Source organism: Halomonas garicola (assembly GCF_055382465.1).
Genome location: NZ_AP043931.1, coordinates 2,805,643 through 2,827,926, shown reverse-complemented (window position 1 = coordinate 2,827,926; position 22,284 = coordinate 2,805,643). Strand labels below are relative to the sequence as shown.

General features: G+C 64.4%; 20 protein-coding genes, 1 rRNA gene and 1 other RNA gene. 13 read left to right on the top strand and 9 right to left on the bottom strand.

Annotated features, from left to right (window positions below; translation table 11 throughout):
- The first annotated feature begins 109 nt into the window (after window positions 1–109).
- Window positions 110–1,624 (top strand): threonine ammonia-lyase, biosynthetic, encoded by a 1,515-nt coding sequence (gene ilvA / locus ACZ46Y_RS13510; protein WP_311956479.1) that lies wholly within the window; start codon window positions 110–112, stop codon window positions 1,622–1,624.
- Between the two features lie 413 nt (window positions 1,625–2,037).
- On the opposite strand, the gene ACZ46Y_RS13505 is transcribed toward ilvA, so the two are convergent.
- The 5 genes from ACZ46Y_RS13505 to ACZ46Y_RS13485 form a co-directional block, all read right to left on the bottom strand.
- Complete coding sequence (locus ACZ46Y_RS13505) at window positions 2,038–2,535, bottom strand: PIN domain-containing protein (protein ID WP_311956478.1); 498 nt, start codon at window positions 2,533–2,535, stop codon at window positions 2,038–2,040.
- Window positions 2,516–3,592 (bottom strand): helix-turn-helix domain-containing protein, encoded by a 1,077-nt coding sequence (locus ACZ46Y_RS13500; RefSeq protein ID WP_311956477.1) that lies wholly within the window; start codon window positions 3,590–3,592, stop codon window positions 2,516–2,518. Before ACZ46Y_RS13500 ends, ACZ46Y_RS13505 begins: the two co-directional genes overlap by 20 nt.
- A gap of 202 nt (window positions 3,593–3,794) precedes the next feature.
- The gene (locus ACZ46Y_RS13495; RefSeq protein WP_311956476.1) at window positions 3,795–4,424 is read right to left on the bottom strand and encodes a 5-formyltetrahydrofolate cyclo-ligase; all 630 of its coding nucleotides are present in this window, start codon (window positions 4,422–4,424) and stop codon (window positions 3,795–3,797) included.
- A gap of 70 nt (window positions 4,425–4,494) precedes the next feature.
- Window positions 4,495–4,678: non-coding RNA, 6S RNA (gene ssrS, locus ACZ46Y_RS13490), on the bottom strand.
- Window positions 4,679–4,915: 237 nt separating this feature from the next.
- A complete protein-coding gene (locus ACZ46Y_RS13485) occupies window positions 4,916–5,212 on the bottom strand; it encodes a cell division protein ZapA (RefSeq protein WP_311956475.1) in 297 nt (98 codons plus the stop codon).
- Between the two features lie 239 nt (window positions 5,213–5,451).
- On the opposite strand from ACZ46Y_RS13485, the gene ACZ46Y_RS13480 reads away from it, so the two are divergent.
- The 4 genes from ACZ46Y_RS13480 (at window position 5,452) to ACZ46Y_RS13465 (ending at window position 10,058) form a co-directional block, all read left to right on the top strand.
- Window positions 5,452–6,030 carry a UPF0149 family protein gene (locus tag ACZ46Y_RS13480; RefSeq protein WP_311956474.1) on the top strand — a complete coding sequence of 193 codons (579 nt, stop codon included), beginning with the start codon at window positions 5,452–5,454 and terminating at the stop codon, window positions 6,028–6,030.
- 44 nt (window positions 6,031–6,074) lie between these two features.
- Window positions 6,075–7,415, top strand: a complete 1,341-nt coding sequence (gene pepP / locus ACZ46Y_RS13475; protein ID WP_311956473.1) for a Xaa-Pro aminopeptidase — start codon at window positions 6,075–6,077, stop codon at window positions 7,413–7,415.
- 117 nt (window positions 7,416–7,532) lie between these two features.
- The gene (gene ubiH, locus ACZ46Y_RS13470; protein WP_311956472.1) at window positions 7,533–8,750 is read left to right on the top strand and encodes a 2-octaprenyl-6-methoxyphenyl hydroxylase; all 1,218 of its coding nucleotides are present in this window, start codon (window positions 7,533–7,535) and stop codon (window positions 8,748–8,750) included.
- Between the two features lie 123 nt (window positions 8,751–8,873).
- Window positions 8,874–10,058 carry a UbiH/UbiF/VisC/COQ6 family ubiquinone biosynthesis hydroxylase gene (locus tag ACZ46Y_RS13465; protein WP_464380094.1) on the top strand — a complete coding sequence of 395 codons (1,185 nt, stop codon included), beginning with the start codon at window positions 8,874–8,876 and terminating at the stop codon, window positions 10,056–10,058.
- Here the strand turns inward: ACZ46Y_RS13465 and ACZ46Y_RS13460 are convergent.
- The 3 genes from ACZ46Y_RS13460 to gpmI form a co-directional block, all read right to left on the bottom strand.
- Entirely contained in the window at window positions 10,055–11,368 is a 1,314-nt protein-coding gene (locus ACZ46Y_RS13460) for a S41 family peptidase (protein WP_311956470.1), read from the bottom strand. The two genes, ACZ46Y_RS13465 and ACZ46Y_RS13460, sit on opposite strands and share 4 nt — an antisense overlap.
- Before the next feature lie 68 nt (window positions 11,369–11,436).
- Entirely contained in the window at window positions 11,437–12,591 is a 1,155-nt protein-coding gene (locus ACZ46Y_RS13455) for a murein hydrolase activator EnvC family protein (protein ID WP_311956469.1), read from the bottom strand.
- Window positions 12,592–14,157, bottom strand: a complete 1,566-nt coding sequence (gpmI, locus tag ACZ46Y_RS13450) for a 2,3-bisphosphoglycerate-independent phosphoglycerate mutase (RefSeq protein ID WP_311956468.1) — start codon at window positions 14,155–14,157, stop codon at window positions 12,592–12,594. It lies immediately after the preceding gene.
- 231 nt (window positions 14,158–14,388) lie between these two features.
- On the opposite strand from gpmI, the gene ACZ46Y_RS13445 reads away from it, so the two are divergent.
- The 7 genes from ACZ46Y_RS13445 (at window position 14,389) to ruvX (ending at window position 18,979) form a co-directional block, all read left to right on the top strand.
- On the top strand, window positions 14,389–14,811 hold the full coding sequence (locus ACZ46Y_RS13445; protein WP_311956504.1) for a rhodanese-like domain-containing protein: 423 nt from the start codon (window positions 14,389–14,391) through the stop codon (window positions 14,809–14,811).
- 61 nt (window positions 14,812–14,872) lie between these two features.
- Window positions 14,873–15,367, top strand: coding sequence for a protein-export chaperone SecB (gene secB / locus ACZ46Y_RS13440; RefSeq protein WP_311956467.1), 495 nt, complete (start codon window positions 14,873–14,875; stop codon window positions 15,365–15,367).
- Between the two features lie 39 nt (window positions 15,368–15,406).
- A complete protein-coding gene (locus ACZ46Y_RS13435) occupies window positions 15,407–16,126 on the top strand; it encodes a 16S rRNA (uracil(1498)-N(3))-methyltransferase (RefSeq protein ID WP_311956503.1) in 720 nt (239 codons plus the stop codon).
- Window positions 16,127–16,142: 16 nt separating this feature from the next.
- Complete coding sequence (locus ACZ46Y_RS13430; protein WP_311956466.1) at window positions 16,143–16,832, top strand: CvfB family protein; 690 nt, start codon at window positions 16,143–16,145, stop codon at window positions 16,830–16,832.
- Window positions 16,833–16,937: 105 nt separating this feature from the next.
- Entirely contained in the window at window positions 16,938–17,903 is a 966-nt protein-coding gene (gene gshB / locus ACZ46Y_RS13425) for a glutathione synthase (RefSeq protein ID WP_311956465.1), read from the top strand.
- Window positions 17,904–17,966: 63 nt separating this feature from the next.
- Window positions 17,967–18,524, top strand: a complete 558-nt coding sequence (locus ACZ46Y_RS13420) for a YqgE/AlgH family protein (RefSeq protein ID WP_311956464.1) — start codon at window positions 17,967–17,969, stop codon at window positions 18,522–18,524.
- Complete coding sequence (ruvX, locus tag ACZ46Y_RS13415; protein ID WP_311956463.1) at window positions 18,524–18,979, top strand: Holliday junction resolvase RuvX; 456 nt, start codon at window positions 18,524–18,526, stop codon at window positions 18,977–18,979. Before ACZ46Y_RS13420 ends, ruvX begins: the two co-directional genes overlap by 1 nt.
- Before the next feature lie 17 nt (window positions 18,980–18,996).
- Here the strand turns inward: ruvX and pyrB are convergent, their stop codons facing one another.
- A complete protein-coding gene (pyrB, locus tag ACZ46Y_RS13410; RefSeq protein ID WP_311956462.1) occupies window positions 18,997–20,022 on the bottom strand; it encodes an aspartate carbamoyltransferase in 1,026 nt (341 codons plus the stop codon).
- Between the two features lie 573 nt (window positions 20,023–20,595).
- Here pyrB and ACZ46Y_RS13405 point away from each other — a divergent pair.
- Window positions 20,596–22,128 (top strand): 16S ribosomal RNA (locus ACZ46Y_RS13405).
- The last annotated feature ends 156 nt before the right edge of the window (window positions 22,129–22,284 follow it).

Sequence of the window (22,284 nt, the reverse complement as noted above, 5' to 3'; positions counted from 1 at the left end):
CGCCGGGTGTCGATCTGCTAACAATAGCGGGTTGCCTGCTTTTTGTACGACAAGCGAGTCATCCTCTTTTCATCCGCCGGCGTGCGGCCCTTTCCCGTGAGATACCAGAATGCTCGAAGCTACCGTGAAGAAGATCCTCCAGGCCCGTGTTTACGACGCCGCCTGCGAGACCCCGATTTCCCCCGCCCCGTTTCTTTCACGCCGCTTCAACAACACCATTCTGATTAAGCGGGAAGATCTGCAGCCGGTGTATTCCTTCAAGATTCGCGGCGCCTACAACAAGATGGCGCAGCTTGACGACGAGCAGAAGGCCAAGGGCGTGATCGCCGCCTCGGCGGGTAACCATGCCCAGGGGTTGGCCATGGCGGCGAAGCAAATGGGCGTGAAGGCGACCATTGTGATGCCGCGCATCACCCCGGAAATCAAGGTCGCCGCGGTGCGCGCCCGGGGTGCCAGGGTAGTGCTCAGGGGCGACGCCTTCAGCGAAGCAGCGGAGCACGCCCAGACGCTGGTGGAGGAGCACGGCTACACCTATATTCCCCCCTTCGACGACATCGACGTCATCGCCGGCCAGGGCACCGTGGCGGTGGAAATGCTGCGCCAGCACAGCGGGCCGCTGGACGCGATCTTTGTGCCCGTGGGCGGCGGCGGGCTGATCGCCGGCGTGGCGGCCTACGTCAAGTACCTGCGCCCGGACATCAAGGTGATCGGCGTGGAGTCCGAAGACAGCGCCAGCCTCAAGGCGGCGCTCGCCGCCGGCGAGCGGGTGACGCTGGACCAGGTCGGCGTATTTGCCGAGGGCGTGGCCGTGGCGTGCACCGGCGAAGTGCCGTTCAAGCTGATGCAGGGGCTGGTGGACGAGGTGATTACCGTCACCGCCGATGAAATGTGCGCCGCGGTGAAGGATATCTTCGAGGATACCCGGGCAGTCTCCGAAACCTCCGGGGCGCTGTCGCTTGCCGGGCTGAAAAAGTATATCCAGCAGACCGGCGCCGAGGGCGAGACGCTGATGTGCATCAACTCCGGCGCCAACACCAACTTTGACCGCCTCCAGCACATCGCCGAGCGCACTTCTCTTGGCGAGCAGCGCGAGGCCATCCTGGCGGTGACCATTGCCGAAAAGCCCGGCAGCTTCAAGAAGTTCTGCCGCACCCTGGGCAAGCGCATGGTGACCGAGTTCAGCTACCGCTACGCCGACGACAGCAACGCGCACATCTTTGTCGGCGTGCAGGTCAAGCCCGGCGGCGGCGACCGCCAGGCGGTGATCGACAAGCTGCGGGAGGCCGGCTACCAGGTAGAGGACCTGACCGACAACGAGCTGGCCAAGGTGCATATCCGCCATCTGAGCGGCGGGCGCCCCAGCGCCAACGTGGCCGAGGCGCTGTATCGCTTTGAGTTTCCCGAACGCCCGGGTGCGCTGATGAACTTCCTGACCCAGCTGCCCCACGACTGGAACATTTCGCTGTTCCACTACCGAAACCACGGCGCCGCCTACGGCCGGGTGCTGGTGGGCATCCAGGTGCCCAACGGCGACAGCGACCACGTGGAAGAGCACCTGGATGCCATCGGCTATCGCTACTGGGAGGAAAGCGATAATCCGGCTTACCGGCTGTTCATGGCCTGAGCGGCTTTGCTCCTTTTGTCGGAAACGGGGCGGGGGAAGGCCGCCTGCCCTGTTGTCAAGGGACGGCGTCGCGCCTTATAGTCTCGAGTTGATAATGAAAAGCGTCACTAAAAACGCTGATGCGGCGTTTTTAGTTCCCGACGCTGTACCGCCCGAGCGGGAGTTTCTCGGGCGCTTGTGTCTTTTGGGAGAAGCGGTATGCGTCGTAAAAAGCCGGACATGATCACGGCCCTCACCCTCGTATTTGCCCTGGGCGTTCTCGTCACGGGCTACGCCCAGGCGTTAGCCGGGGGCTAGGTGGGTTTTTAACCTCATCGAGTTGTTCCCGAGAAGCTCCGCTCGGCTAAGCGGCGATGGTTAATGAAACCGGGCGGACACTCAGCATGAATGGCAAACGGTTAAGGCCAGTGGCTTTATTTGGCGCTGTACGTCGCTTTATCGATATGCTTTTCTACATCGTCCCAGGGCAGCCGGCGCTTTTTGTTTTTCATTCGCTCCACTGCGCCGCGGGTTTCTTCTTTGGTCAAAAAACCACACTCAATCATCTCGGTTAGCACCCAAAGTGTCCCTCTGATCTCGGCTCCCTCCTTGCTGGCTACGGCTCGTAGCCTTAGATCGCCCGTGACCAGTGGGCAGGCCTCCTGCTTGGCCAACGCCAGAGCCAAGCGGTCGTAGAACCCGGGTTCGTCGCCATACATTATCCCCAGCTCGCTAGCATATTCGACGTATTTCGATTCTACCGTGAGTATCTTTAGACCCAGGTCAGTCAAACCCGGACTCCCCTCCTCAATCTCGTCGAAGTAAAGGATGTCGGGCATGGCGAAACGGTAAGGGAGCCTGAAAAGGGTGGGGAGAATATTTCCCGCATCGAGATCAATGATGACGTTGGCGTCACTGATGAGCAGCAGCATCTACCGGCTCCATAAAACGCTCCTGGTAAAAGCGCATGCGTGAGATGTCCAGTAGCCCCGCTGCTTTTGTCTCTGTAATGTGGTCCTCGGCCAACGCCCGATATACCAGCTGTTCAAACTGACGGGGTGTTTCCGCTGGTAACGCATCCCAGGGTTCCCGGGTTCGCCATCCGCGCCGGGAAAAAGCCTTCATTGTCCGAAGCCGTGTATCTTCGCCAATCACACCACACTGAAAAGCCCGTATCAGCCAGCCCATCATGGAAAGCCCGTATTCATGCTTAAGACGGTATAGCTCAAGCGGCTCAAGGCGTTTGCGCTGCGCCCCGAGCTCCTTGATTACTGCTTCTTTAGGGGCCAGGAAAGCCCCCGCGAAGCGGTCGCAGGCCTTTTCCTCATCTACTCCGTTAGCCAGACGGCCAGCCAAAACGATATGGGCTAGTTCGTGGGCCAGCGTGAACCGCTGGCGATCTCCGGGCCAGCGAGATGACACAGCAATGACATGGTATGACTTGTCGGCGGCCAGTGCGGTAGCCGTCATACCCGAAAATCCCGGATGTTCGACGTCAATCGCCATGACTAGCAAGCCGAAGGATTCCAGCTCAGCCGTCAGGTCAGCAATGGGGTTCATCCCCAAATGCCAGGCACGACGCACACGCTCTGCCATTGCCTCGATGTCTTCCAGTGCTTCTATGCGCTCGGGTATGCCATCAGGCACTGCGAAGTCGGGGATGGGCGATTCAGGAAACGCGTCGAGAATTTCGACACGCTTTTCAGCCATCTCCGCAATGCGAATCCTTGCAGCTTCTGAACGCCGCTTGCCAAAATCAACGTTCTTGCGGAACTCAATCCCCGATAGCTCTACCGTGGACTGACGGAAAAAATACTCTGTGCGAATACCACATGTCTTGGCAAGGGCGAGCAGTTTCGAGGAGTCCGGAGTCGATGAACCTCGCTCATATTTTTGTATGGCTGCCTTGGTCACACCCAGCTCGTTGCCCAACGCTTCAAGCGTCAGGTCAGCGGCAAGGCGGGCCTGTCGAATACGTTGTCCGAGCATGGTGCACCCTCTTTCGGTTTACTTACACCACAAGAATACACCAAAAGTAAACTAGCGGGACATTAACGATTTCCAGAAAAAATTTCAATTTGGGTTTTTGACGAGGCATTTGGGGTCGAAAAGGGCCTGTTGAAGGTCAAGAGAGGCCCGATAAGCTGAGGGAATCGGGTGCTGAGCCGCTGTGAAATTGTGGAAGGGCAAGTTACCGTCTCACGCGTTTGCGCGGTCGCACCACGGCGGTGTCGGTGGCGATGGCGGTCAGCGGGATGTCCCAGGGCTCCACGGGAAGCGCTTCGGCCTGCTGGCAGGCGTGGGCGACGCCGATCAGCGCCGGCGCCGGGCGCCGGTGGCGCATGAAGGCGAGCGTGCGGTCGTAAAAGCCGCCGCCCATGCCCATGCGGTTGGCGTCGGTATCGAAGCCCACCAGCGGGACGATCAGGGTATCCAGCGCCCAGGCCGGCAGGCGATTGGCGCGGCGGGCGCCAAAGGCGATGGCGGGTTCGCGGATGCCGAAGCGGTTTTTCACCATGGGCGTGCCCGGCCGGTAGGCCACGAACCACAGCGAGTTGGCGGAGAACGGGCGCAGCACGGGCAGATAGACGTTGACCCCGCGACGGTATAGCCAGGGGAGCAGGGGTAATGGGTCGATTTCGCCGCCCACGGGCAGGTACAGGCTAACGCGGCGGGCGCGGAGCAGTTCGGGCAGGGTTTTCAGCCGGCGACACAGGGCAGAAGCGGCAGCGCGCTGTTCGCGGGCGGTGAGGGCCCGGCGGCGGCGTCTCAGCTCTCGGCGCAGGGTGTTTTTCGCCTGGGCAGGCGGCGCTGTCGGCATGGTCTGAAGGTGGTTAACGGGAAGAAAAGGGCTTTTCAAACAAAGCGTGCCAAAAAAGGCTTGTTAAAAAGGGTTCTCCAGAGTGCCGCTGTCGTTCTGGCCCTGAACCTTGAGGTTCAGGTGGGTGGCCGCAGCCGAGCCGTCAGGCTTTCCGTCGCACGGACATGCACACGGGCTCGGCTAGCTTTTGGCCTCCCTGGGTATTACGCATAGGCTCGAGGGACTATAACGACTGGCGCACACCCCAGAGAACGCCTCCATCTTACCAGAGGCCCGCCCTCAGGCCAAAGAGCGGGGCTCAAGCGAGCAGGCGATCATCGTTGATCGGGGCTTTTAATCGGATCCGGCGACAGGCCTACAAGGGGGCGCTGTGAATCCATCCCTGGACGCTACCTACGCCATCCCTGGCGTAGAACCCCCTTTACGACCTGTCCCCGGATCCCGTGGGCATATCCAGCCATAATGTCGCTTTGCTATGGAGAGCCGGGGGATCATTCCCGGTCTTTTTTCAGCGCCTCGTCCAGGCGCTCGCCCAGGCGGGTAAGCTCGGCCTCGCGGTCGCGCTGCTCGTCCAGGGTTTCAAGCAGCTCGTGGGTAATGTTGAGCGCGGCCATGACCGTGACCCGGTCGTTGCTCAGGGCAGCGCTTTGCGACTGGATGCCGTGCATGGCGCGGTCCAGATAGCGCGCGGCGCGTTCCAGCTTGTCTTCTGTCCCCGGGTCGCAGGCGATGGTGTAATACCGCCCCAGCAGGGTGATTTCTGTGGTTGGACGCTTGGCGTCACTCATCCGTTGCTCCAGCGCAGGCCATCGAGGGATCTATGCGTTAACATGCCCGTATGGGCAAGTAAAGCGAGGCTTGGTCCGGGCCGGCGCGAGCCGGTGCCGGACGCTACAAGCCGCTTAACTATAAGAGAGCCTGCGCGCCGGGGTCAACGCGCAACCCTGACCATCGCGCTTGCCGTGTCGCCTTTTCTTACTCTGTTTCAACTTCTGTTTCAACTTCTGTTTCAACGGATCGCTTTTTTATGTCCCTGATCGACGAACGCCAGGATTTTTCCGCTATTGCCGACGTGTTTCTGCTGCATGGCAGCATGCAGTCGCCGGCTTTTCTCGACGGCCGGCTGTGTGCGCTGCTGGCGCTCAAGGACGTTAGCGCCGAGGCCTGGCTGGACGAGGTGTGCTCGAGCCTGGGGATCGAGCAGCCCCGGGACGCGGCCAGCGCCGAGCGGCTGTTGGGCTGGCGCCGACAGACCGTCGAGGCCCTGGGCGCCAGCGAAATGAACTACGAGCCGCTGCTGCCCGACGAGCTGTTTTCCCTGGCCGAGCAGGCCCAGGGCCTGCAGGAATGGACGCTTGGCTTTATCGAAGCGCTCGATGAAACCGTCGATGACGCCCTGCGCAAGCAGTGGTCTGCCGCCCTGCGCGAGGCGCTCGACGACCTGCCGGCGCTTACCCAGATGGAAACCGCTATCGACGACAGCCCGGAAAACGAAAACGACCTTTTCGCGCTCACCGAACACGCGCGGATGGCCGCCATGATGCTGTATACCGAGCAGCATCCCGGCCAGCCCCAGGTGGAGCAAAGCGACGCGACGCTGCACTAGCGCCTTTCGCTCGAACACCTTCCCCTCACCAACCAGGAGTCTTCATGCTACCCGAGTCCATGCCGCGCCCGGCGGCGATTTCCCCCGATGTCTACGCCGCGCGCTGCGCCGCGCTGATGGCTGAGCTGCCCGCTAATGCGGCCGTGCTGGTGCCCGGCGCGGGCCTTGTCACCCGCTCCCGGGACAGCGAGTTCGCCTTTCGCCAGAACAGCGACTTTTACTATCTCACCGGCATCGTCGAGCCCGACGCGCTGCTGCTGTTGCTGCCCGGCCGCGACGCCGGCGAGGCGGTGGTGTTCTGCCAGGACCGCGACCCGACGCTTGAGGCCTGGACGGGGCGGCGGCTGGGCGCAGCCGGCATGGTCGCCGAGCACGGGGTGGACGAGGCGTTCGAAAACGCCGAGCGCGACGAACAGCTCGACGCGCTGCTGTCCGGCCGCGAGCAGCTTTACCTGCCCTTTGAGGACCCCGAGGCCATGGCGCTGGCCGAGCAGGCCTACGCCGAGGCCGCCGCCGGCCGCCGCCGGGGCGTCGCGCCGGTGAGCGGCTTTCACGACGTCAGCCCGCTGATTCACGCCATGCGCCAGGTCAAGACGGCCCAGGAGCTTGACCTGATGCGTCATGCCGCCGAGATATCCGCCCGGGCCCACTGCCGCGCCATGCGCGCCAGCCGGCCGGGGCTTTTTGAATACCAGCTCCAGGCCGAGCTGGAGCACGAATTCGTCTGGCAGGGCGGAAGCGCTCCGGCCTACAGCACCATTGTCGGCGGCGGCGCCAACGCCTGCGTTTTGCACTACGTGGAAAACAGCGCCTCGCTCAATGACGGCGATCTGGTGCTGATCGACGCCGGCGCCGAGTTTGACCTCTACGCCGGCGATATTACCCGCACCTTTCCCGTTAGCGGCACCTTCAGCGCCGCCCAGCGCAGGCTCTACCAGGCCGTGCTCACCGCCCAGGAAAACGCCGTGGCGGCGATTCGCCCCGGTGCTACGCTGATCGACATCCACCGGGGCGTGGTGCGCGACATGACTGCGGGGCTGATCGAGCTGGGGCTGCTTGACGGAAGCGTCGATGAGCGCATTGCTGACGATAGCTACCGGCGCTTTTACCTGCATTCGACCTCGCACTGGCTGGGGCTCGACGTCCACGACGTGGGCGACTACCGCCAGGCCGACGGCACGCCGCTGCCGCTTGCAGCCGGCATGGTGCTCACCGTGGAGCCCGGTCTTTATATTCCCGACGACGCGGATATTCCCGAGGCCTACCGGGGAATGGGCATCCGCATCGAGGACGACGTCGCGGTCACCGCTGAGGGCCACGAGGTGCTCACCGCCGGCGTGCCCAAGCAGATGGCGGATATTGAGGCGCTAATGGCCAATAAGTAACCGTTTTGGTTTTGACGTTATTTTAATTACGTAATTTACGTTACGGCTAATTTCCTTCTTCCCGTCGTGCGCTTTGGCAGGAAATATAGAGATAAAACAGCCGTTTAGGAGTCTGCTATGGAGACACCCGCGCAGCCGCTCACCCACGATATGGTCATCGTGGGCGGCGGCCTGGTGGGGGCCAGCCTGGGTTGTGCGCTGGCCCCGCTGATCGAGCGCTACGGCCTCAGGGTGGCGATCATCGAGGCCGCGCCGCTGCCGGCCGCGCCGCAGCCAACCGAGTGGCAGCCCAGCTTCGATGCCCGGGCCAGCGCTATTGCCGAAGGCTCGGCGGAGCGCTTTCATCGTCTGGGAGTGTGGCGGGCCATGCGGCGCGAGGCCGAGCCGATCCGCCGTATCCACATCAGCGAGCGCGGGCGGCTGGGGGTGACGCGACTCGATGCCGAAGACGTCAGCGTCGAGGCGCTGGGCCATGTCATCCCCAACGCCTGGATGGGGCGGGTGCTGCATCACAAGCTTGCCGGGATCGAGCTTGACTGGCACTGCCCGGCGACGGTGGAGCACATAGCGCCGACGTCCGCGGGCCACCGGCTGGCGCTGTCGGACGGCAGCACGCTGACTGCCGGGCTGACGGTGCTGGCCGACGGCGGGCGCTCGGGGCTGAAGGAGCAGCTGGGTATTCCCAGCCGCGCGGCGGACTATGATCAAACGGCTTTGATTGCCAACGTGGCGATAAGCGAGCCCCACCGCGGCGTGGCCTACGAGCGCTTTACCGCCGAGGGGCCGATGGCGCTGCTGCCGCTGCCGGGCAACGCCATGGAGCTGGTGTGGACGCACCCGGCCGGTGAGGAAAAGGCGCGCATGACGCTGCCTGACGGCGACTTTCTCGCCGCGCTGCAGCGGGCGTTCGGCGACCGCGCCGGGCGTTTTACCCGGGTGGGCAAGCGCTATGTCTACCCGCTGTCCCTGGTGACCGCGGAAGAAACCGTGCGCCCGGGGCTTGCGGTGCTGGGCAACGCCGCCCACGCGCTGCACCCGGTGGCCGGCCAGGGCTTCAACCTGGCGCTGCGGGGGGTGGTGGACCTGGTGGAAACCCTGACCGACAGCCTGGCGGCGGGGGCCGCGATAGGCGACATGGCGACCCTTGGCGCCTTTGATCGTAAGCGCGCCCGGGACCGGCGCGACGTGGTGCGCTTCAGCGACGGGCTGATCCGCCTGTTTGGCGCGCGGTTTCCGCTGCTGCCCCAGGCCCGGGCGGCAGGGCTCATCGGCCTCAACCTGGCCGGGCCGCTGCGGCGCGATATGGCCCGCCGGGCCATGGGGCTTGAGCGCTGATTTTCCTCCGCGCCCGGAGGCGGGCGCCCTGATGACGAGGCAACGCAAGTGACGACAACGGAAACAACTACGGCAAACGGGCCGCCGGCGACGACGTTCGATGCTTTGATCGTGGGCAACGGCATGGTGGGAACGGCGCTGTGTGCGCTGCTGGCGGACGCCGGCATGCGCGTCGGGCTGGTCGAGGCGCAGCCCCGGCCTCTGATTCTGGATACGCTCGGCGAGGCGCCGGCGCCTCGGGTCAGTGCGCTGTCGCCGGTCTCCGTGCGGCTGCTGGAGCACTTGGGCGCCTGGCCGGCGATGGCCCAGAGACGGGTGACGCCCTATCGCCACATGCGCGTCTGGGACGCCGACGGTAGCGGGGAAATCGCCTTCAGCGCCGACGAGGCCGGCGTGGCCGCGCTTGGCTACATTGTCGAAAACAACCTGACCACGGCGGCGTTGAACGCCCGGGTGCTCGACCACCTCGGCGTCACGACGTTTTACGGCAAGCGCGTCGCCGCGCTGCAGACCTCCGCGACCGGGCGCTGGCTAAAGCTTGACGACGGGCGCACGCTTGGCGCCCCGCTGGTGATTGCCGCCGACGGCGCGCGCTCGGCGCTGCGCGACATGGCGGAAATCGACGTCGTCGAAGACGACATGCACCAGCACGCGGTGGTCACCACGGTGCGCTGCGAGCGCCCCCACGGGGCAACGGCGCGGCAGGCGTTCGTCAACGGCCAGCCGCTGGCGTTTTTGCCGCTGACGGTGGCGGGCGACGAGCGCTACTGCTCGATTGTCTGGTCGGTGGCGCCCGAGCGGGCCCGGGAGCTTGAAGCGATGACGCCCGAAGCGCTGGGCGAGACGCTGGGGGCAGCGCTTGAGCATCGCCTGGGCGAGGTCGAGGTTTGCGACAGGGCGTATCGGCTGCCGCTGGTGCAGCGCCATGCCCGGCGCTATACGGCGCCCAACTTTGCCCTGGTGGGCGACGCCGCGCACAGCATCCACCCGCTGGCGGGGCAGGGGGTCAACCTGGGGCTGATGGACGCCGCCGTGCTCGCCGAAGAGGTGGTCGCCGCCTTCAAGCGCGGCGCGCCCTGGGGAGACGCCCGGCTGCTCAAGCGCTTCGAGCGCCGCCGCCGGGCGGATAACGCCGCGATGCTTAAGCTGATGAAGGGCTTCAAGACCCTGTTCGACACGCGCCACCCCGGCGTGCTGCTGGCGCGCAACGTCGGCATGAGCAGCCTTGATCGGCTGGTGCCGCTGAAGCGGACAATCATGCGCCAGGCGACCGGCGAGCGTGGCCGCCTGCCCGCGAGCTGCCGTTAGCGCCCCCGGCGGTCGACGACGTTGAGCGCCTTGAGCAGGTTGAGCGCCTCGCTCAGCTGGTAGTCGTCGCGCAGGCGCGACGAGCTGGCGGCGTCGGCTCCGCCGGCGCCGCCCGGGGCGTCCAGGTGGCCTTCGAGATCGGCTTCGCGCAGCTCGAAGGTGCTGTCGGCGATTTCCAGCCGCCCGCGCACCACCTTGACGTCGGGCTCGATGCCCTGGGCCTGGATCGAGCGGCCGTTGGGCGTGTAGTAAAGCGCGGTGGTGAGCTTGAGGCCTTCGTTCTCGCCAAGCGGCATGACCTGTTGCACTGAGCCCTTGCCGAAGCTTTCGGTGCCCATGATCACGCCGCGGCGCTGGTCCTGAAGGGCGCCGGCGACGATTTCCGCGGCCGAGGCGCTGCCGCCGTTGATCAGCACCACCAGCGAGACGTCGCCGGCGGGCGTGCTCGGGTTGGCGGAGAACGACATCTCGCTATTGTCCAGGCGGCCCTCGGTGTACACCACCCGGCCGTGATTGAGAAACAGGTCGGCGACGTCGACCGCGCTTTGCAGCACGCCGCCGGGGTTGTTGCGCAGGTCCAGCACCAGGCCGTCCAGGGTACGGCCGTCGCTTTGCTCCTGCATGTCGTCGATGGCCTGGAGCGCCTGTTCGGCGGTGCGCGTTTGGAATTGGCTGATGCGCAGGTAGCCGTAGCCCGACGCCAGCAGCTCGTGCTTGACGCTTTCCGTGCGGATATTTTCCCGAGTCAGGGTGAGCTGGCGCGGGCTGTCTTCGCCCTCGCGCAGCACGGTAATCTCGAGCTCGGTATCGGGTTCGCCGCGCATCAGATTAACCGCCTCGTGCAGGGAAAGGCCGTCGGTAGAGGTGCCGTCGATGCGCATGATCACGTCCCGGGACTCAAGCCCCGCCCGGGAGGCCGGGGTGTCGTCGATGGGCGTGATCACCGTGAGCCGGTCGTCCTCCATGCCGACTTCGATGCCGATACCGCCAAATTCGCCCTCGGTGGTTTCGCGCAGGCTTTTGTACTGCTCTTCGTCGAGGTAGGTGGAGTGCGGATCCAGCTCGTTGAGCATGCCGCGCATGGCGTTGCGCAACAGGGTGCGATCGTCGATGTCTTTGACGTAGGCGCGCTTGATGTGCTCGAACACTTCGGCAAAGGTCTGGATGTCTTCCAGCGGCAGCGCATCGCTCCCGGGATCCGCCTCCGGCGTGGCGGCGGCTGCCGGCGGCAGGGCCAGCATGGCGGCAGGCAGCACGGCGGCCAGAAAGCGCCGGGAAGTGAGCAGTAGCGGGAAGGCAAATGGCGTCATGGTGGCTCCGCAGGGCGAAAGGCGGCGGGGCGCCGCCGGAAAAACGTCAGTGGCGCAAGCTTATCCCCTCAGCGACGTGCAATCCAACGCCCGGGGTCGATGGGCTTGCCGCTGCGGCGGACTTCAAAGTATAGCGCGGCCCGGGGCTGGCCGCCGGTATTGCCCACTCGGCCGATGGTCTGGCCGCTTTCCACCCGGGCGCCGGGCTGTCGGTCAAACCGCTGAAGGTGGGCGTAAAGCGTCATGATGTGATCGCCGTGGTCGATGATCAGCAGGTTGCCAAAGCCGCGCATCCAGTCGGCGAATACCACCCGGCCGGCGTGGACGGCCTTGACCTCCTTGCCGGCTGCCGCGCCGATGATGATGCCGTTGTGGTGCACGCCGTCCCGGCGCTTGAAGCCCGTACGCAGCGTGCCCTGAACGGGCCAGGGGAGATCGCCCCGGGTCTCGGTCATCTGGGTGCTGGGCGTGGGGCTCGATAACCTGGCCATCTGCTCGCGGATCTCGCGCAGGCGCGCTTCGGCCTCTTCGCGGTCGCCCTTGAGCTTGGCCAGATGGTGGCTCTGGCTTTCTTCGCGCCGGCCGATGTCGGCCAGAAGCTCGCGGCGTTTGGCGGTGCGCTTGGCAAGGGTCGCGCTTTCTTCTTTCAGGTCGGCGTTGACCGCCTCCAGGCGCCGTTGGCGCTGGTCAAGCTCGGCGGCGTTTTCGCTCAGCGCCTCGTCCAGCCGGGCGATGTCGGCGAGGCGCTTTTTTCTCGCCTGGCTCAGGCGGTTGAGGTAGGCCTGCATGCGGTCAACCTTGGCCGGGTCGCCCTGGTTGAGCAGCAGCTTTAGCTGCGGCGCGTCGCCCAGGCGGTATAGCGCGGCCAGCTGCTCGCCAAGCGCCTCCACCTGGGCCTGGCGGGTGGTTTCCAGGCGTTGACGCCGTTTTTTCAGCGCCCGGTTTTCCTCGGTCAGGCGGCGCCGTTTGGCCTGGACGTCATCCAGCCGTTCGTGGATATCGGCAAGCGCTTCTTCTACTTCGCGCAGCTTGTCTTCGGCGTCGCTGCGCGCCTCGCCGGTCGCGCCAAGGCGCTTTGATGCCGTCTGGATTTCCTCGCCCAGGGCGTCGAGCTTTTCCCGGGCGGCGGCTTCGTCGGGGCGCCCGTGAGCCGGCAGGGCGAGCGCTAACAGCAGCGCCAGCGCGCCGATGGCGTAGCGCCGCCGGGTCGGCCGAAAGGGCACTCAGCTTAGCCGAATCAGCGATTTACCGGTCATCGCCGGGGGAATCTCCTGATTCATCAGGGTCAGCAGGGTCGGCGCCAGGTCGCATAGCCGGCCGTCTTCCAGCTCGCCCTGGCGCTTGCCTACGTACACCAGCGGCACGGGGAAGGTAGTGTGGGCGGTCTGGGGCGCGCCGGTGACCGGGTGCACCATCTGCTCGGCGTTGCCGTGGTCGGCGGTGACCAGGCAGGCGCCGCCGGCACGCTCGATGGCCTCGACCACGCGACCCACGCAGCGGTCGACGGTTTCGATGGCCTGGACGGCGGCCTGGTAGTCGCCGGTGTGGCCCACCATGTCGCCGTTGGCGTAGTTGCAGATGATCAGGTCATAGCTGTCGTCGTCGATGGCGCCGATCAGGCTGTCGGTGACCTCAAAGGCGCTCATTTCCGGCTTTTCGTCGTAGGTGCGCACGTCCTGGGGCGAGGGCTTTAGAATGCGGGTTTCGCCGTCGAACTCCTCTTCGCGGCCGCCGGAGAAGAAAAACGTTACGTGGGGGTATTTTTCCGTCTCGGCGATGCGCAGCTGCCTGAGGCCGCGCCGGGAGACCACTTCGCCCAGGGTGTCGGCCAGGTGGTCCGGGGGGAAGGCGATCGGGGCGGGGATGTCGTCGGCGTATTCGGTCATCATCACCAGGCCTTCGCCGGCGAGCACCGGGCGCGAGGTGCGCGCAAAGCCGTCAAAGTCGGGGTCGGCAAAGGCTCGCGCGAGCTCCCGGGCGCGGTCGGCGCGAAAGTTGGCAAAGATCGCCGCGTCGCCGTCCTCGATCACTACCGGAGCGCCGTGGACCCGCATGCTGGTGGCGGCGACGAACTCGTCGGTTTCGCCCCGGGCGTAGGCCTCGCGCAGGGCGGTTTCGGCGCCGATGGCGGTAAAGTCGGCCTTGCCCTCGGTGAGCAGCTCGTAGGCCTGGGCCACGCGCTCCCAGCGGTTGTCGCGGTCAAGCGCGTAAAAGCGCCCGATGACAGAGGCGATAAAGCCGTTGTCGGGGCCGACCAGCTCGGAAAGCCGGGCGTTGGCCCGCTCGAGCGAGGCCATGGCGCTTTGCGGCGGCATGTCGCGGCCGTCGAGGAAAGCGTGAAGATAAATGCGCTGAGCGCCGCGGCGGGCGGCAAGCTCGGCAAGCGCGATGATGTGGTCTTCGTGGCTGTGCACGCCGCCGGGAGAGAGTAGCCCCATGAGGTGAACGGCCCGGCCGTGCTCGACGGCGTCGTCGATGGGGGTGGTCAGCGCCGTGTTGAGGTCAAGGTCGCCGTTTTCCACGGCCTGGGTGATCCGGGTAAAATCCTGAAACACGATGCGCCCGGCGCCGAGGTTCATGTGGCCGACCTCGGAGTTGCCCATCTGGCCGTCGGGAAGCCCGACGTGGTGGCCGTCGGTGTGAACGAAGGCCCGGGGGCGATCGGCCCAGAGGCGGTCCATGTTCGGCGTGTGCGCGCCGGCAATGGCGTTGTGCCGGCTGTCCGGGTTGTGGCCGTAGCCGTCGAGGATGATCAGCGCCACCGGGCGCGGCGTGGGGGTAGTGTCCATGAAGACCTCTCGTCATTAGGCCGAGCGCAGGCGTGGCTCAACGTCGCGGCGGATGCAAGTTGTTCGCATCATAACGCAGGGGGGTCGCTGTCGTCATGGCGGGGCCTGCTCGTGTTGCTTCGGGGTGTGTATACTGGGGCGCTTGTCGGCAGCAAGGTCGCTGCCGGCGGTGATTTTTTTACTGTTTGTTGACCCACTATTGACCTAGAGATTGAGCGCGCGATGTCGGAGATAATCGAACGGCTACTGGAGTTTTCCCAAAACCACTTGCTGCTGGTGGGGGCCTTTTTACTGGTGTTGCTGGCCTGGGTTTTTTACGAAACGCGCCGCGCCGCCGGCAACGGCGTGACCTCCAGCGAGGCCACGCAGCTGATCAATCGCGAAGATGCCGTAGTGCTGGATATTCGCGAAGACAAGGAATTCAAGGCCGGCCATATTGCCGGGGCCCAGCATATTCCCCAGAGCAAGCTGGATGACCGTATGAACGAACTGGGCAAGGCCAAGAACAAGCCGGTGATCATCGTTTGCAAGCACGGCCAGAGCTCGGGCGTGGCTCAGGCCAAGCTTGCCAAGGCCGGCTTCGAGCGAGCGTTGAAGCTCAACGGCGGCATAGGGCAGTGGCAGGCCGACGGCCTCCCGGTAGTGAAAAAATAAGCGCATCGGCGCCGGCGTGGCCGGCACGACCTTCGTAGAACGACCCTTTCAGGAGTTTCACATGGCGGAAGACACCAACCCCCAACAGGCCGGCGCGGCGGACGACAACAAGCAGAAGCTTACGTTTTCGCTGCAGCGCATTTACGTCAAGGACATTTCCTTCGAGGCGCCCAACTCGCCCGAGGTGTTCAAGCAGCCGTTCAAGCCCAAGGTCAATCTGGACCTGAATACCACCAGCGCGCAGACTGCCGACGACCAGTACGAGGTCACCATCAAGGTGACCGCCCAGGTCAACGACAGCGAAACCGGCACCACCTCGTTTCTGGCCGAGATCGAGCAGGCCGGGCTGTTCCGCATTGCCGGCATTGAAGGCGAGCAGCTGGACCAGACCCTGGGCGCCTTTTGCCCCAACCTTCTCTTCCCCTATGCTCGTGAGTGCGTGGACAACCTCGTCAATCGCGGCGGGTTCCCTCCGCTGATGCTTGCCCCGGTCAACTTTGACGCCATGTACGCCCAGCGCAAGCAGCGCGAGGCCCAGGCACAAAGCGCCGAGTAGGCCGTGCAGGCTGCCGACTGGTACGCCGCCAACGGCCGGATGCCGCGCCTTTACGTGCCGGCGGTGCTTGAGCCCGGGGCTGACGTCACGCTGCCCGAGGGCCCGGCGCGCCATCTGACCCGGGTGCTGCGCCTGGGCCTGGATGCGCCGCTGGTGCTGTTCGACGGTGCGGGGGTGGAAGCCGGCGTGCGGCTGATCGAGGTTACGCGCAAGCAGGCCCGGGTGCGCGTGGAGGCCGTGTGGCCGGGGGCGGGCGAGTCGCCGCTGGCCGTGCATCTGGGCCAGGCGATCTCCAAGGGCGACCGCATGGACTACGCGATCCAGAAAGCCGTCGAGCTTGGCGTCGCGGCGATTACCCCGCTTTATACCCCCCGGGGCGACGTGCGCCTGAAGGGCGAGCGCGAAGCCAAAAAGCTCGCCCACTGGCAGGCCGTGGCCGCCAGCGCCTGCGAGCAGTGCGGGCGGGCGACGCTGCCGCCGGTACACCCGCCCCAGCGCCTGGGCGACTGGCTTAAGGCGCGCGACGAGCCGCTGCGGCTGATGCTGCACCCGGCAACGGACAGCGCGCTTGAGGCCGCTGTTGCCCCCGCGACGGCGGCGCTGCTGATCGGCCCCGAGGGCGGGCTTTCGGCCGAGGACGTCGCGGCGGCAGAGGCGGCGAAGTTTGCCCCGCTGACGCTTGGACCGCGCATTCTGCGTACCGAAACCGCCCCCGTGGCCGCGCTTACGCTGTTGCAGTACCGCTTCGGCGACCTTTGAGAAGGACGTTTTTGCTATGCCCAACGAGACTCCTGGCCCCGCTTATAGCGCGACGGATACCGCCGCCCGCATTGGCGAGGTGGCGTATCTGCCGGTGACGGCGGTCACCCACGTCGGCGCGTTTTTGCGCTGGGGGCAGCCCAAGGACGTGCTGCTGCCGTTTAGCGAGCAGCTGTTCCGCCCTGACCCGGGCAAGCGCGTGCTGGTCATGCTGTATGAGGATGATCAGGGGCGGCCGGTGGCGTCCATGCGCCTCGAGCGCTTTCTGAGCGACGACGCCTGGGCGCTTCAGAGCGGCGAGGCGGTGACCCTGGTGGTGGCCGAGCGCACCGACCTGGGGATGAAGGTGGTGGTCAACCACCGCTACTGGGGCCTGATCTACGCCGACGACGTCAGCCAGCCCCTGCGCCGGGGTCAAACGCTGCCCGGCTTCGTCAAGCAGCGCCGGGACGACGGCCGTGTGGATATTTCCCTGCTGCCCCCGGGCAGCGCGCGGCTGGACGTGGTCGGCGACAGGGTGCTCAAGGCGCTGCGCGAAAGCGGGGGCTATCTGCCGCTGGGCGATAAAAGCGCCGCGGCGGACATCAAGGCGCGGCTGGGGGTGAGCAAAAGCGCCTACAAGCAGGCCATCGGGCGGCTGTACAAACGCCAGCTGATCACCCTTGAGCCCCATGCCGTGCGTCTGGTGCCCGGCGCGCTGGACTGATCCGGCCGCCGCTTGGTGCCGCGCGCGGCGTCAGGCATACTGCAGGCCTGTCATTTACCCACGGGCGCGCCGGCCCGGCGCGCTCTATCCCGAATGGTTGTTGCGATGAGCCAGTCAAACCTGCATCTGGGTGTGGTGATGGATCCCATCATCGACGTTGCCTACAAGAAAGATACCACCATGGCCATTCTGTGGGCCGCCCAGGACCGTGGTTATCAGCTGCACTACATGGAGCAGGAAGACCTGTTTCTCAACGCCGGGCAGGCCTACGCGCGGATGCGGCCGCTGACGGTGCATCGCGACCCCGACCACTGGTTTGATCTGGGCGAAGCCGATTCCCGGCCGCTGGCCGAGCTCGACGTCATTTTCATGCGCAAGGATCCCCCGGTCGACGCCGACTTCACCCACGCGGTGCATTTGCTGGGCTTTGCCGAGCGCGAAGGCGTGCTGATCGTCAATCCCACCCAGGCGATTTTGACCTGCAACGAGAAGCTGTTTGCCCAGCAGTTTCCCCAGTGCTGCGCGCCGACGCTGGTTTCCGCCCGGGACAACGTCCTGCGGGCGTTTCACGCCGAGCACGGCGACGTCATCTTCAAGCCGCTCGACGGCATGGGCGGCAGCGGGATTTTCCACATCGCGCCGGACGGCCGTAATCTGGGCTCGGTGATCGAGCAGCTGACCCTGGACGGCACGCGCCAGGTCATGGCCCAGCGTTACCTGTCTGCGATCAAGGACGGCGACACGCGCATTCTATTGATCGACGGCGAGCCGGTGCCCTACGGCCTGGCGCGCCTGCCTCTGGCGGGGGAAACCCGGGGCAACCTGGCCGCCGGCGGGCGCGGCGAAAGCCGTGAGCTGACCGACCGCGACCGCTGGCTGGTCGATCAGGTCAAGCCCGCGATTAAAAAGCTGGGGCTGCTGTTTGTCGGCCTCGACGTCATCGGCGACTACATCACCGAAATCAACGTCACCAGCCCCACCTGCGTGCGCGAAATCGACAATCAGCGCGGCACCCGCATCGCCGATCAGCTGCTGGATGCGGTAGCCCGGCGTCTGGACGCGATGCGCTGAGACCACCGCCCGGTCATCGACAAACGTTTAGCCGCCGGCGCCCCCGGCGGCACTAGGAGATCCATGCAAAGCCTGAAGAATCATTTCCTGTTGGCCATGCCGCATATGGACGAGTCCCACTTCGCCGGCAGTCTGGTGTATCTCTGCGACCACGACGACAACGGCAGCATGGGGGTCATCGCCAACCGGCCGCTGGATATCACCCTCGACGCGCTGTTCGAGCAGCTGGAGCTGGGCGGCGGCCAGAGCCTGCATCGCAGCGCGCCGGTGTACTACGGCGGCCCCATGCACAAGGACCGCGGTTTCATCCTTCACCGCGGCAAAAGCGATGACTGGGACTCGAGCGTTCAGGTGACCGACGAGCTGGCGCTGACGACCTCCATGGACATGCTGCAGGCGCTGGCCAATAACGAAGGCCCCGAGCGCTTCATTGTCTGCCTGGGCTGCTCCGGCTGGGACGTGGGCCAGCTGGAAGACGAGATCAAGGATAATGCCTGGCTGATCGTCGAGGGGGAGTCCAGCGTGCTGTTCGAAACGCCGCCGGCCGAACGCCTGGGCGCCGCCGCCGGCATCCTCGGCGTCGATCTTAACCTGATGACCCCCGATGCCGGGCACGCCTGATGGCCGCTGAAGGCCAGCGGCTGGTGCTGGCGTTTGATTTTGGCGCCCGGCGGATTGGCGTAGCGGTCGGCAACGAAATGCTGCAAAGCGCCCGGGAGCTTGAGCCGCTTGTCGCCCGGGACGGGATTCCCGACTGGAACCGGGTATCCCGTCTGCTGGACGAATGGCAGCCCGACCTTCTGGTGGTTGGCCTACCGCTGCACATGGACGGCAGCGAGTCCGAGATGAGCGCACGCGCGCGCAAGTTTGGCAACCGGCTTCACGGCCGCTACGGCAAGCCCTGCCGGATGGTGGACGAGCGCGGCTCAACCCGGGAGGCCAAGCAGATTGCCCGGGAGGCCGGCCACAAGGGCGACTATCGTCACGACAGCGTCGATGGCATTGCCGCCGTGCTGATTCTGGAAGGCTGGTTTGCCCACCGGGAAGGGTTGCCCGGCGGGCGCGTGTCCGACTAACCCTCGCCCCAGGCGGTTCAGTCGTCCCGGGTGCCCAGCCGCTCGGGCACAAACCAGCGCACCGGGCGCATGTCCTTTTCAATCAAGTCTTCTACCTGCAGCAGCGTGGCAAAAATTGCCATGCGCATGGGGATGCCGTTGTCGGTCTGGCGAAAAATGGCAAGCCTGGGGTCGCCGTTCAGGTCCACGTCCAGGTCGTTGGCATCGGGGCGGCTGTCCCGAGGCAGCGGGTGCATGACGATAGTATCCGCGGTGCAGCGCTGATCCATGAAGCCCTTGTTGACCACGAAGTCGGCGGACACGCCGTCGAAGGCCTCGCTCAGCTCGCTGGTAAAACGCTCCTTTTGAATGCGCGTGGTGTACACCACGTCCAGGTCGCCAAAGTCGCTGGCCAGGCTGTCGCGCTGCTCCACCTGATGCCCGCGGGAGGCCACCAGTTCCACTAGTGCCGGGGGCATGGCAAGCCCGGGCGGGGCGACCAGGGTGATACGCATCGGCGGGTACAGCGACAAAAGCTTGATCAGCGAATGCACCGTGCGGCCGTGGAGCAGGTCCCCGGTGAGTAGGATATGCGCGCCCGAAAGCGATTTCCCCCGCCGGGTAAACTCCTTGTCGATGGTGTAAAGATCGAGAAGCGCCTGGCTGGGGTGCTCCCCCGGCCCGTCGCCGCCGTTGACTACGGGCACGTTGGTGGCGTTGGCAAACTCGGCCACCGAGCCCTGCTCGGGGTGGCGCATCACGATAGCGTCGCAGTAGCCGCTCATGACCCGACTGGTGTCGTACAGCGACTCGCCCTTGGCCATGGACGAGAAGGTAAAGCCGGTGGTGTCGCAGACGCTGCCGCCCAGGCGGCAGAACGCGGCGTTGAAGCTGACGCGGGTGCGGGTGCTGGCCTCGAAAAAGAGGTTGCCCAGCACCGCCCCTTCCAGTATCCGGGTGACCTGGCGGCGGCTGGCGATGGGCTCCATGCGGCCGGCCACCTGCAGCAGATGGTCGACGCGGCCGCGGTCCAGCGAGTCAATGGAAAGCAGGTGCGGGTTCATCAAGGGGCTCCCTAAGTAAGGCAGGCAAGCGGTAGCCTGGGTTAAGCTAGCGCAGTGTATGAATAACGGTGGGCCCAGTTTACTCGCAAGCGCTCCCCAAGCCGATATGCTTTTTCGCGCCTCGCCGATGGCGGCTTTTTGATTTCTTTTTGGCACCCCCTTGCGTAAGCTCTCCTCAGGCCGTACAGTACGCATCCGCTGCCGGCGACGCCAAGCGTCACCGGCGGTGATAGGGCCCAAAAAAGGCCTTGTTTGTCAGTCAGTTACGCGGTTTAATTCAAGCCGTTGACAAGCGCTTCAAGGCGTGTAAAATACGCCTTCCTCGCAGCCGCCGCGGCAGGTCATCGCCGGCGAGTGGTGTTAGCGAGACGCTCTTTAACAAGTTGATCAGGTAATTCATGTGGGCGCTTGCCTGGGTGGGTGACAAATCACCTACTATCAAGGCAAGCGACTCGTCAGAATTTGGAAATCTCGATTTCTGGATTTTTTGAGAACGTTTGAAACCTTGAGCCAAGTTTGATCCGCTTTTTCCAATGCCCTCGGGCAGCGGAAAGCAAGGATCACAATGATCGTAAACCGAAGAGTTTGATCATGGCTCAGATTGAACGCTGGCGGCAGGCTTAACACATGCAAGTCGAGCGGAAACGACAGGAGCTTGCTTCTGGGCGTCGAGCGGCGGACGGGTGAGTAACGCATAGGAATCTGCCCGGTCGTGGGGGATAACCTGGGGAAACTCAGGCTAATACCGCATACGTCCTACGGGAGAAAGGGGGCCTTGGCTCCCGCGATCGGATGAGCCTATGTCGGATTAGCTGGTTGGTAGGGTAACGGCCTACCAAGGCAACGATCCGTAGCTGGTTTGAGAGGATGATCAGCCACACCGGGACTGAGACACGGCCCGGACTCCTACGGGAGGCAGCAGTGGGGAATATTGGACAATGGGCGGAAGCCTGATCCAGCCATGCCGCGTGTGTGAAGAAGGCCCTCGGGTTGTAAAGCACTTTCAGTGAGGAAGAACGCTGTCGGGTTAATACCCCGGCAGGGAGACATCACTCACAGAAGAAGCACCGGCTAACTCCGTGCCAGCAGCCGCGGTAATACGGAGGGTGCAAGCGTTAATCGGAATTACTGGGCGTAAAGCGCGCGTAGGCGGCGCGATCAGCCGGTTGTGAAAGCCCCGGGCTCAACCTGGGAATCGCATCCGGAACTGTCGCGCTAGAGTGCAGGAGAGGAAGGTGGAATTCCCGGTGTAGCGGTGAAATGCGTAGATATCGGGAGGAATACCAGTGGCGAAGGCGGCCTTCTGGACTGACACTGACGCTGAGGTGCGAAAGCATGGGTAGCAAACAGGATTAGATACCCTGGTAGTCCATGCCGTAAACGATGTCGACCAGCCGTTGGGGTCCTTGAGACCCTTGTGGCGAAGTTAACGCGATAAGTCGACCGCCTGGGGAGTACGGCCGCAAGGTTAAAACTCAAATGAATTGACGGGGGCCCGCACAAGCGGTGGAGCATGTGGTTTAATTCGATGCAACGCGAAGAACCTTACCTACCCTTGACATCCTGCGAACCCGAGAGAGATCTCGGGGTGCCTTCGGGAGCGCAGTGACAGGTGCTGCATGGCTGTCGTCAGCTCGTGTTGTGAAATGTTGGGTTAAGTCCCGTAACGAGCGAAACCCTTGTCCCTATTTGCCAGCACGTAATGGTGGGAACTCTAGGGAGACTGCCGGTGACAAACCGGAGGAAGGTGGGGACGACGTCAAGTCATCATGGCCCTTACGGGTAGGGCTACACACGTGCTACAATGGCCGGCACAAAGGGCTGCTAACTTGCGAGAGTGAGCGAATCCCATAAAGCCGGTCTCAGTCCGGATCGGAGTCTGCAACTCGACTCCGTGAAGTCGGAATCGCTAGTAATCGTGCATCAGAATGGCACGGTGAATACGTTCCCGGGCCTTGTACACACCGCCCGTCACACCATGGAAGTGGACTGCACCAGAAGTGGTTAGCCTAACTTCGGAAGGCGATCACCACGGTGTGGTTCATGACTGGGGTGAAGTCGTAACAAGGTAGCCGTAGGGGAACCTGCGGCTGGATCACCTCCTTAACCGATGCGTCTACCCGCCCGGCAAGTGCCCACAATGAATTACCTGATCAAACTTATCGAGCAAACGGTAGTTTTTTGACCGTTCTTGTGGCGATGCTTCGTCGTCATGAAAGCGGTGAAAAGACCGGAACTGTAGCTCAGTTGAATTGAGTCGCA

Coding starts and splice junctions, on each gene's coding strand:
- ilvA (WP_311956479.1), top strand. CDS start 110: ATGCTCGAAGCTACCGTGAAGAAGATCCTCCAGGCCCGTGTTTACGAC.
- ruvX (WP_311956463.1), top strand. CDS start 18,524: ATGGCCGCTGAAGGCCAGCGGCTGGTGCTGGCGTTTGATTTTGGCGCC.
- pyrB (WP_311956462.1), bottom strand. CDS start 20,022: ATGAACCCGCACCTGCTTTCCATTGACTCGCTGGACCGCGGCCGCGTC.
- ACZ46Y_RS13505 (WP_311956478.1), bottom strand. CDS start 2,535: ATGCTGCTGCTCATCAGTGACGCCAACGTCATCATTGATCTCGATGCG.
- ACZ46Y_RS13500 (WP_311956477.1), bottom strand. CDS start 3,592: ATGCTCGGACAACGTATTCGACAGGCCCGCCTTGCCGCTGACCTGACG.
- ACZ46Y_RS13430 (WP_311956466.1), top strand. CDS start 16,143: ATGCCCAACGAGACTCCTGGCCCCGCTTATAGCGCGACGGATACCGCC.
- ACZ46Y_RS13480 (WP_311956474.1), top strand. CDS start 5,452: ATGTCCCTGATCGACGAACGCCAGGATTTTTCCGCTATTGCCGACGTG.
- ACZ46Y_RS13435 (WP_311956503.1), top strand. CDS start 15,407: ATGCCGCGCCTTTACGTGCCGGCGGTGCTTGAGCCCGGGGCTGACGTC.
- ACZ46Y_RS13420 (WP_311956464.1), top strand. CDS start 17,967: ATGCAAAGCCTGAAGAATCATTTCCTGTTGGCCATGCCGCATATGGAC.
- pepP (WP_311956473.1), top strand. CDS start 6,075: ATGCTACCCGAGTCCATGCCGCGCCCGGCGGCGATTTCCCCCGATGTC.
- ACZ46Y_RS13460 (WP_311956470.1), bottom strand. CDS start 11,368: ATGACGCCATTTGCCTTCCCGCTACTGCTCACTTCCCGGCGCTTTCTG.
- ACZ46Y_RS13465 (WP_464380094.1), top strand. CDS start 8,874: ATGGTGGGAACGGCGCTGTGTGCGCTGCTGGCGGACGCCGGCATGCGC.
- gshB (WP_311956465.1), top strand. CDS start 16,938: ATGAGCCAGTCAAACCTGCATCTGGGTGTGGTGATGGATCCCATCATC.
- gpmI (WP_311956468.1), bottom strand. CDS start 14,157: ATGGACACTACCCCCACGCCGCGCCCGGTGGCGCTGATCATCCTCGAC.
- ubiH (WP_311956472.1), top strand. CDS start 7,533: ATGGAGACACCCGCGCAGCCGCTCACCCACGATATGGTCATCGTGGGC.
- ACZ46Y_RS13495 (WP_311956476.1), bottom strand. CDS start 4,424: ATGCCGACAGCGCCGCCTGCCCAGGCGAAAAACACCCTGCGCCGAGAG.
- ACZ46Y_RS13485 (WP_311956475.1), bottom strand. CDS start 5,212: ATGAGTGACGCCAAGCGTCCAACCACAGAAATCACCCTGCTGGGGCGG.
- secB (WP_311956467.1), top strand. CDS start 14,873: ATGGCGGAAGACACCAACCCCCAACAGGCCGGCGCGGCGGACGACAAC.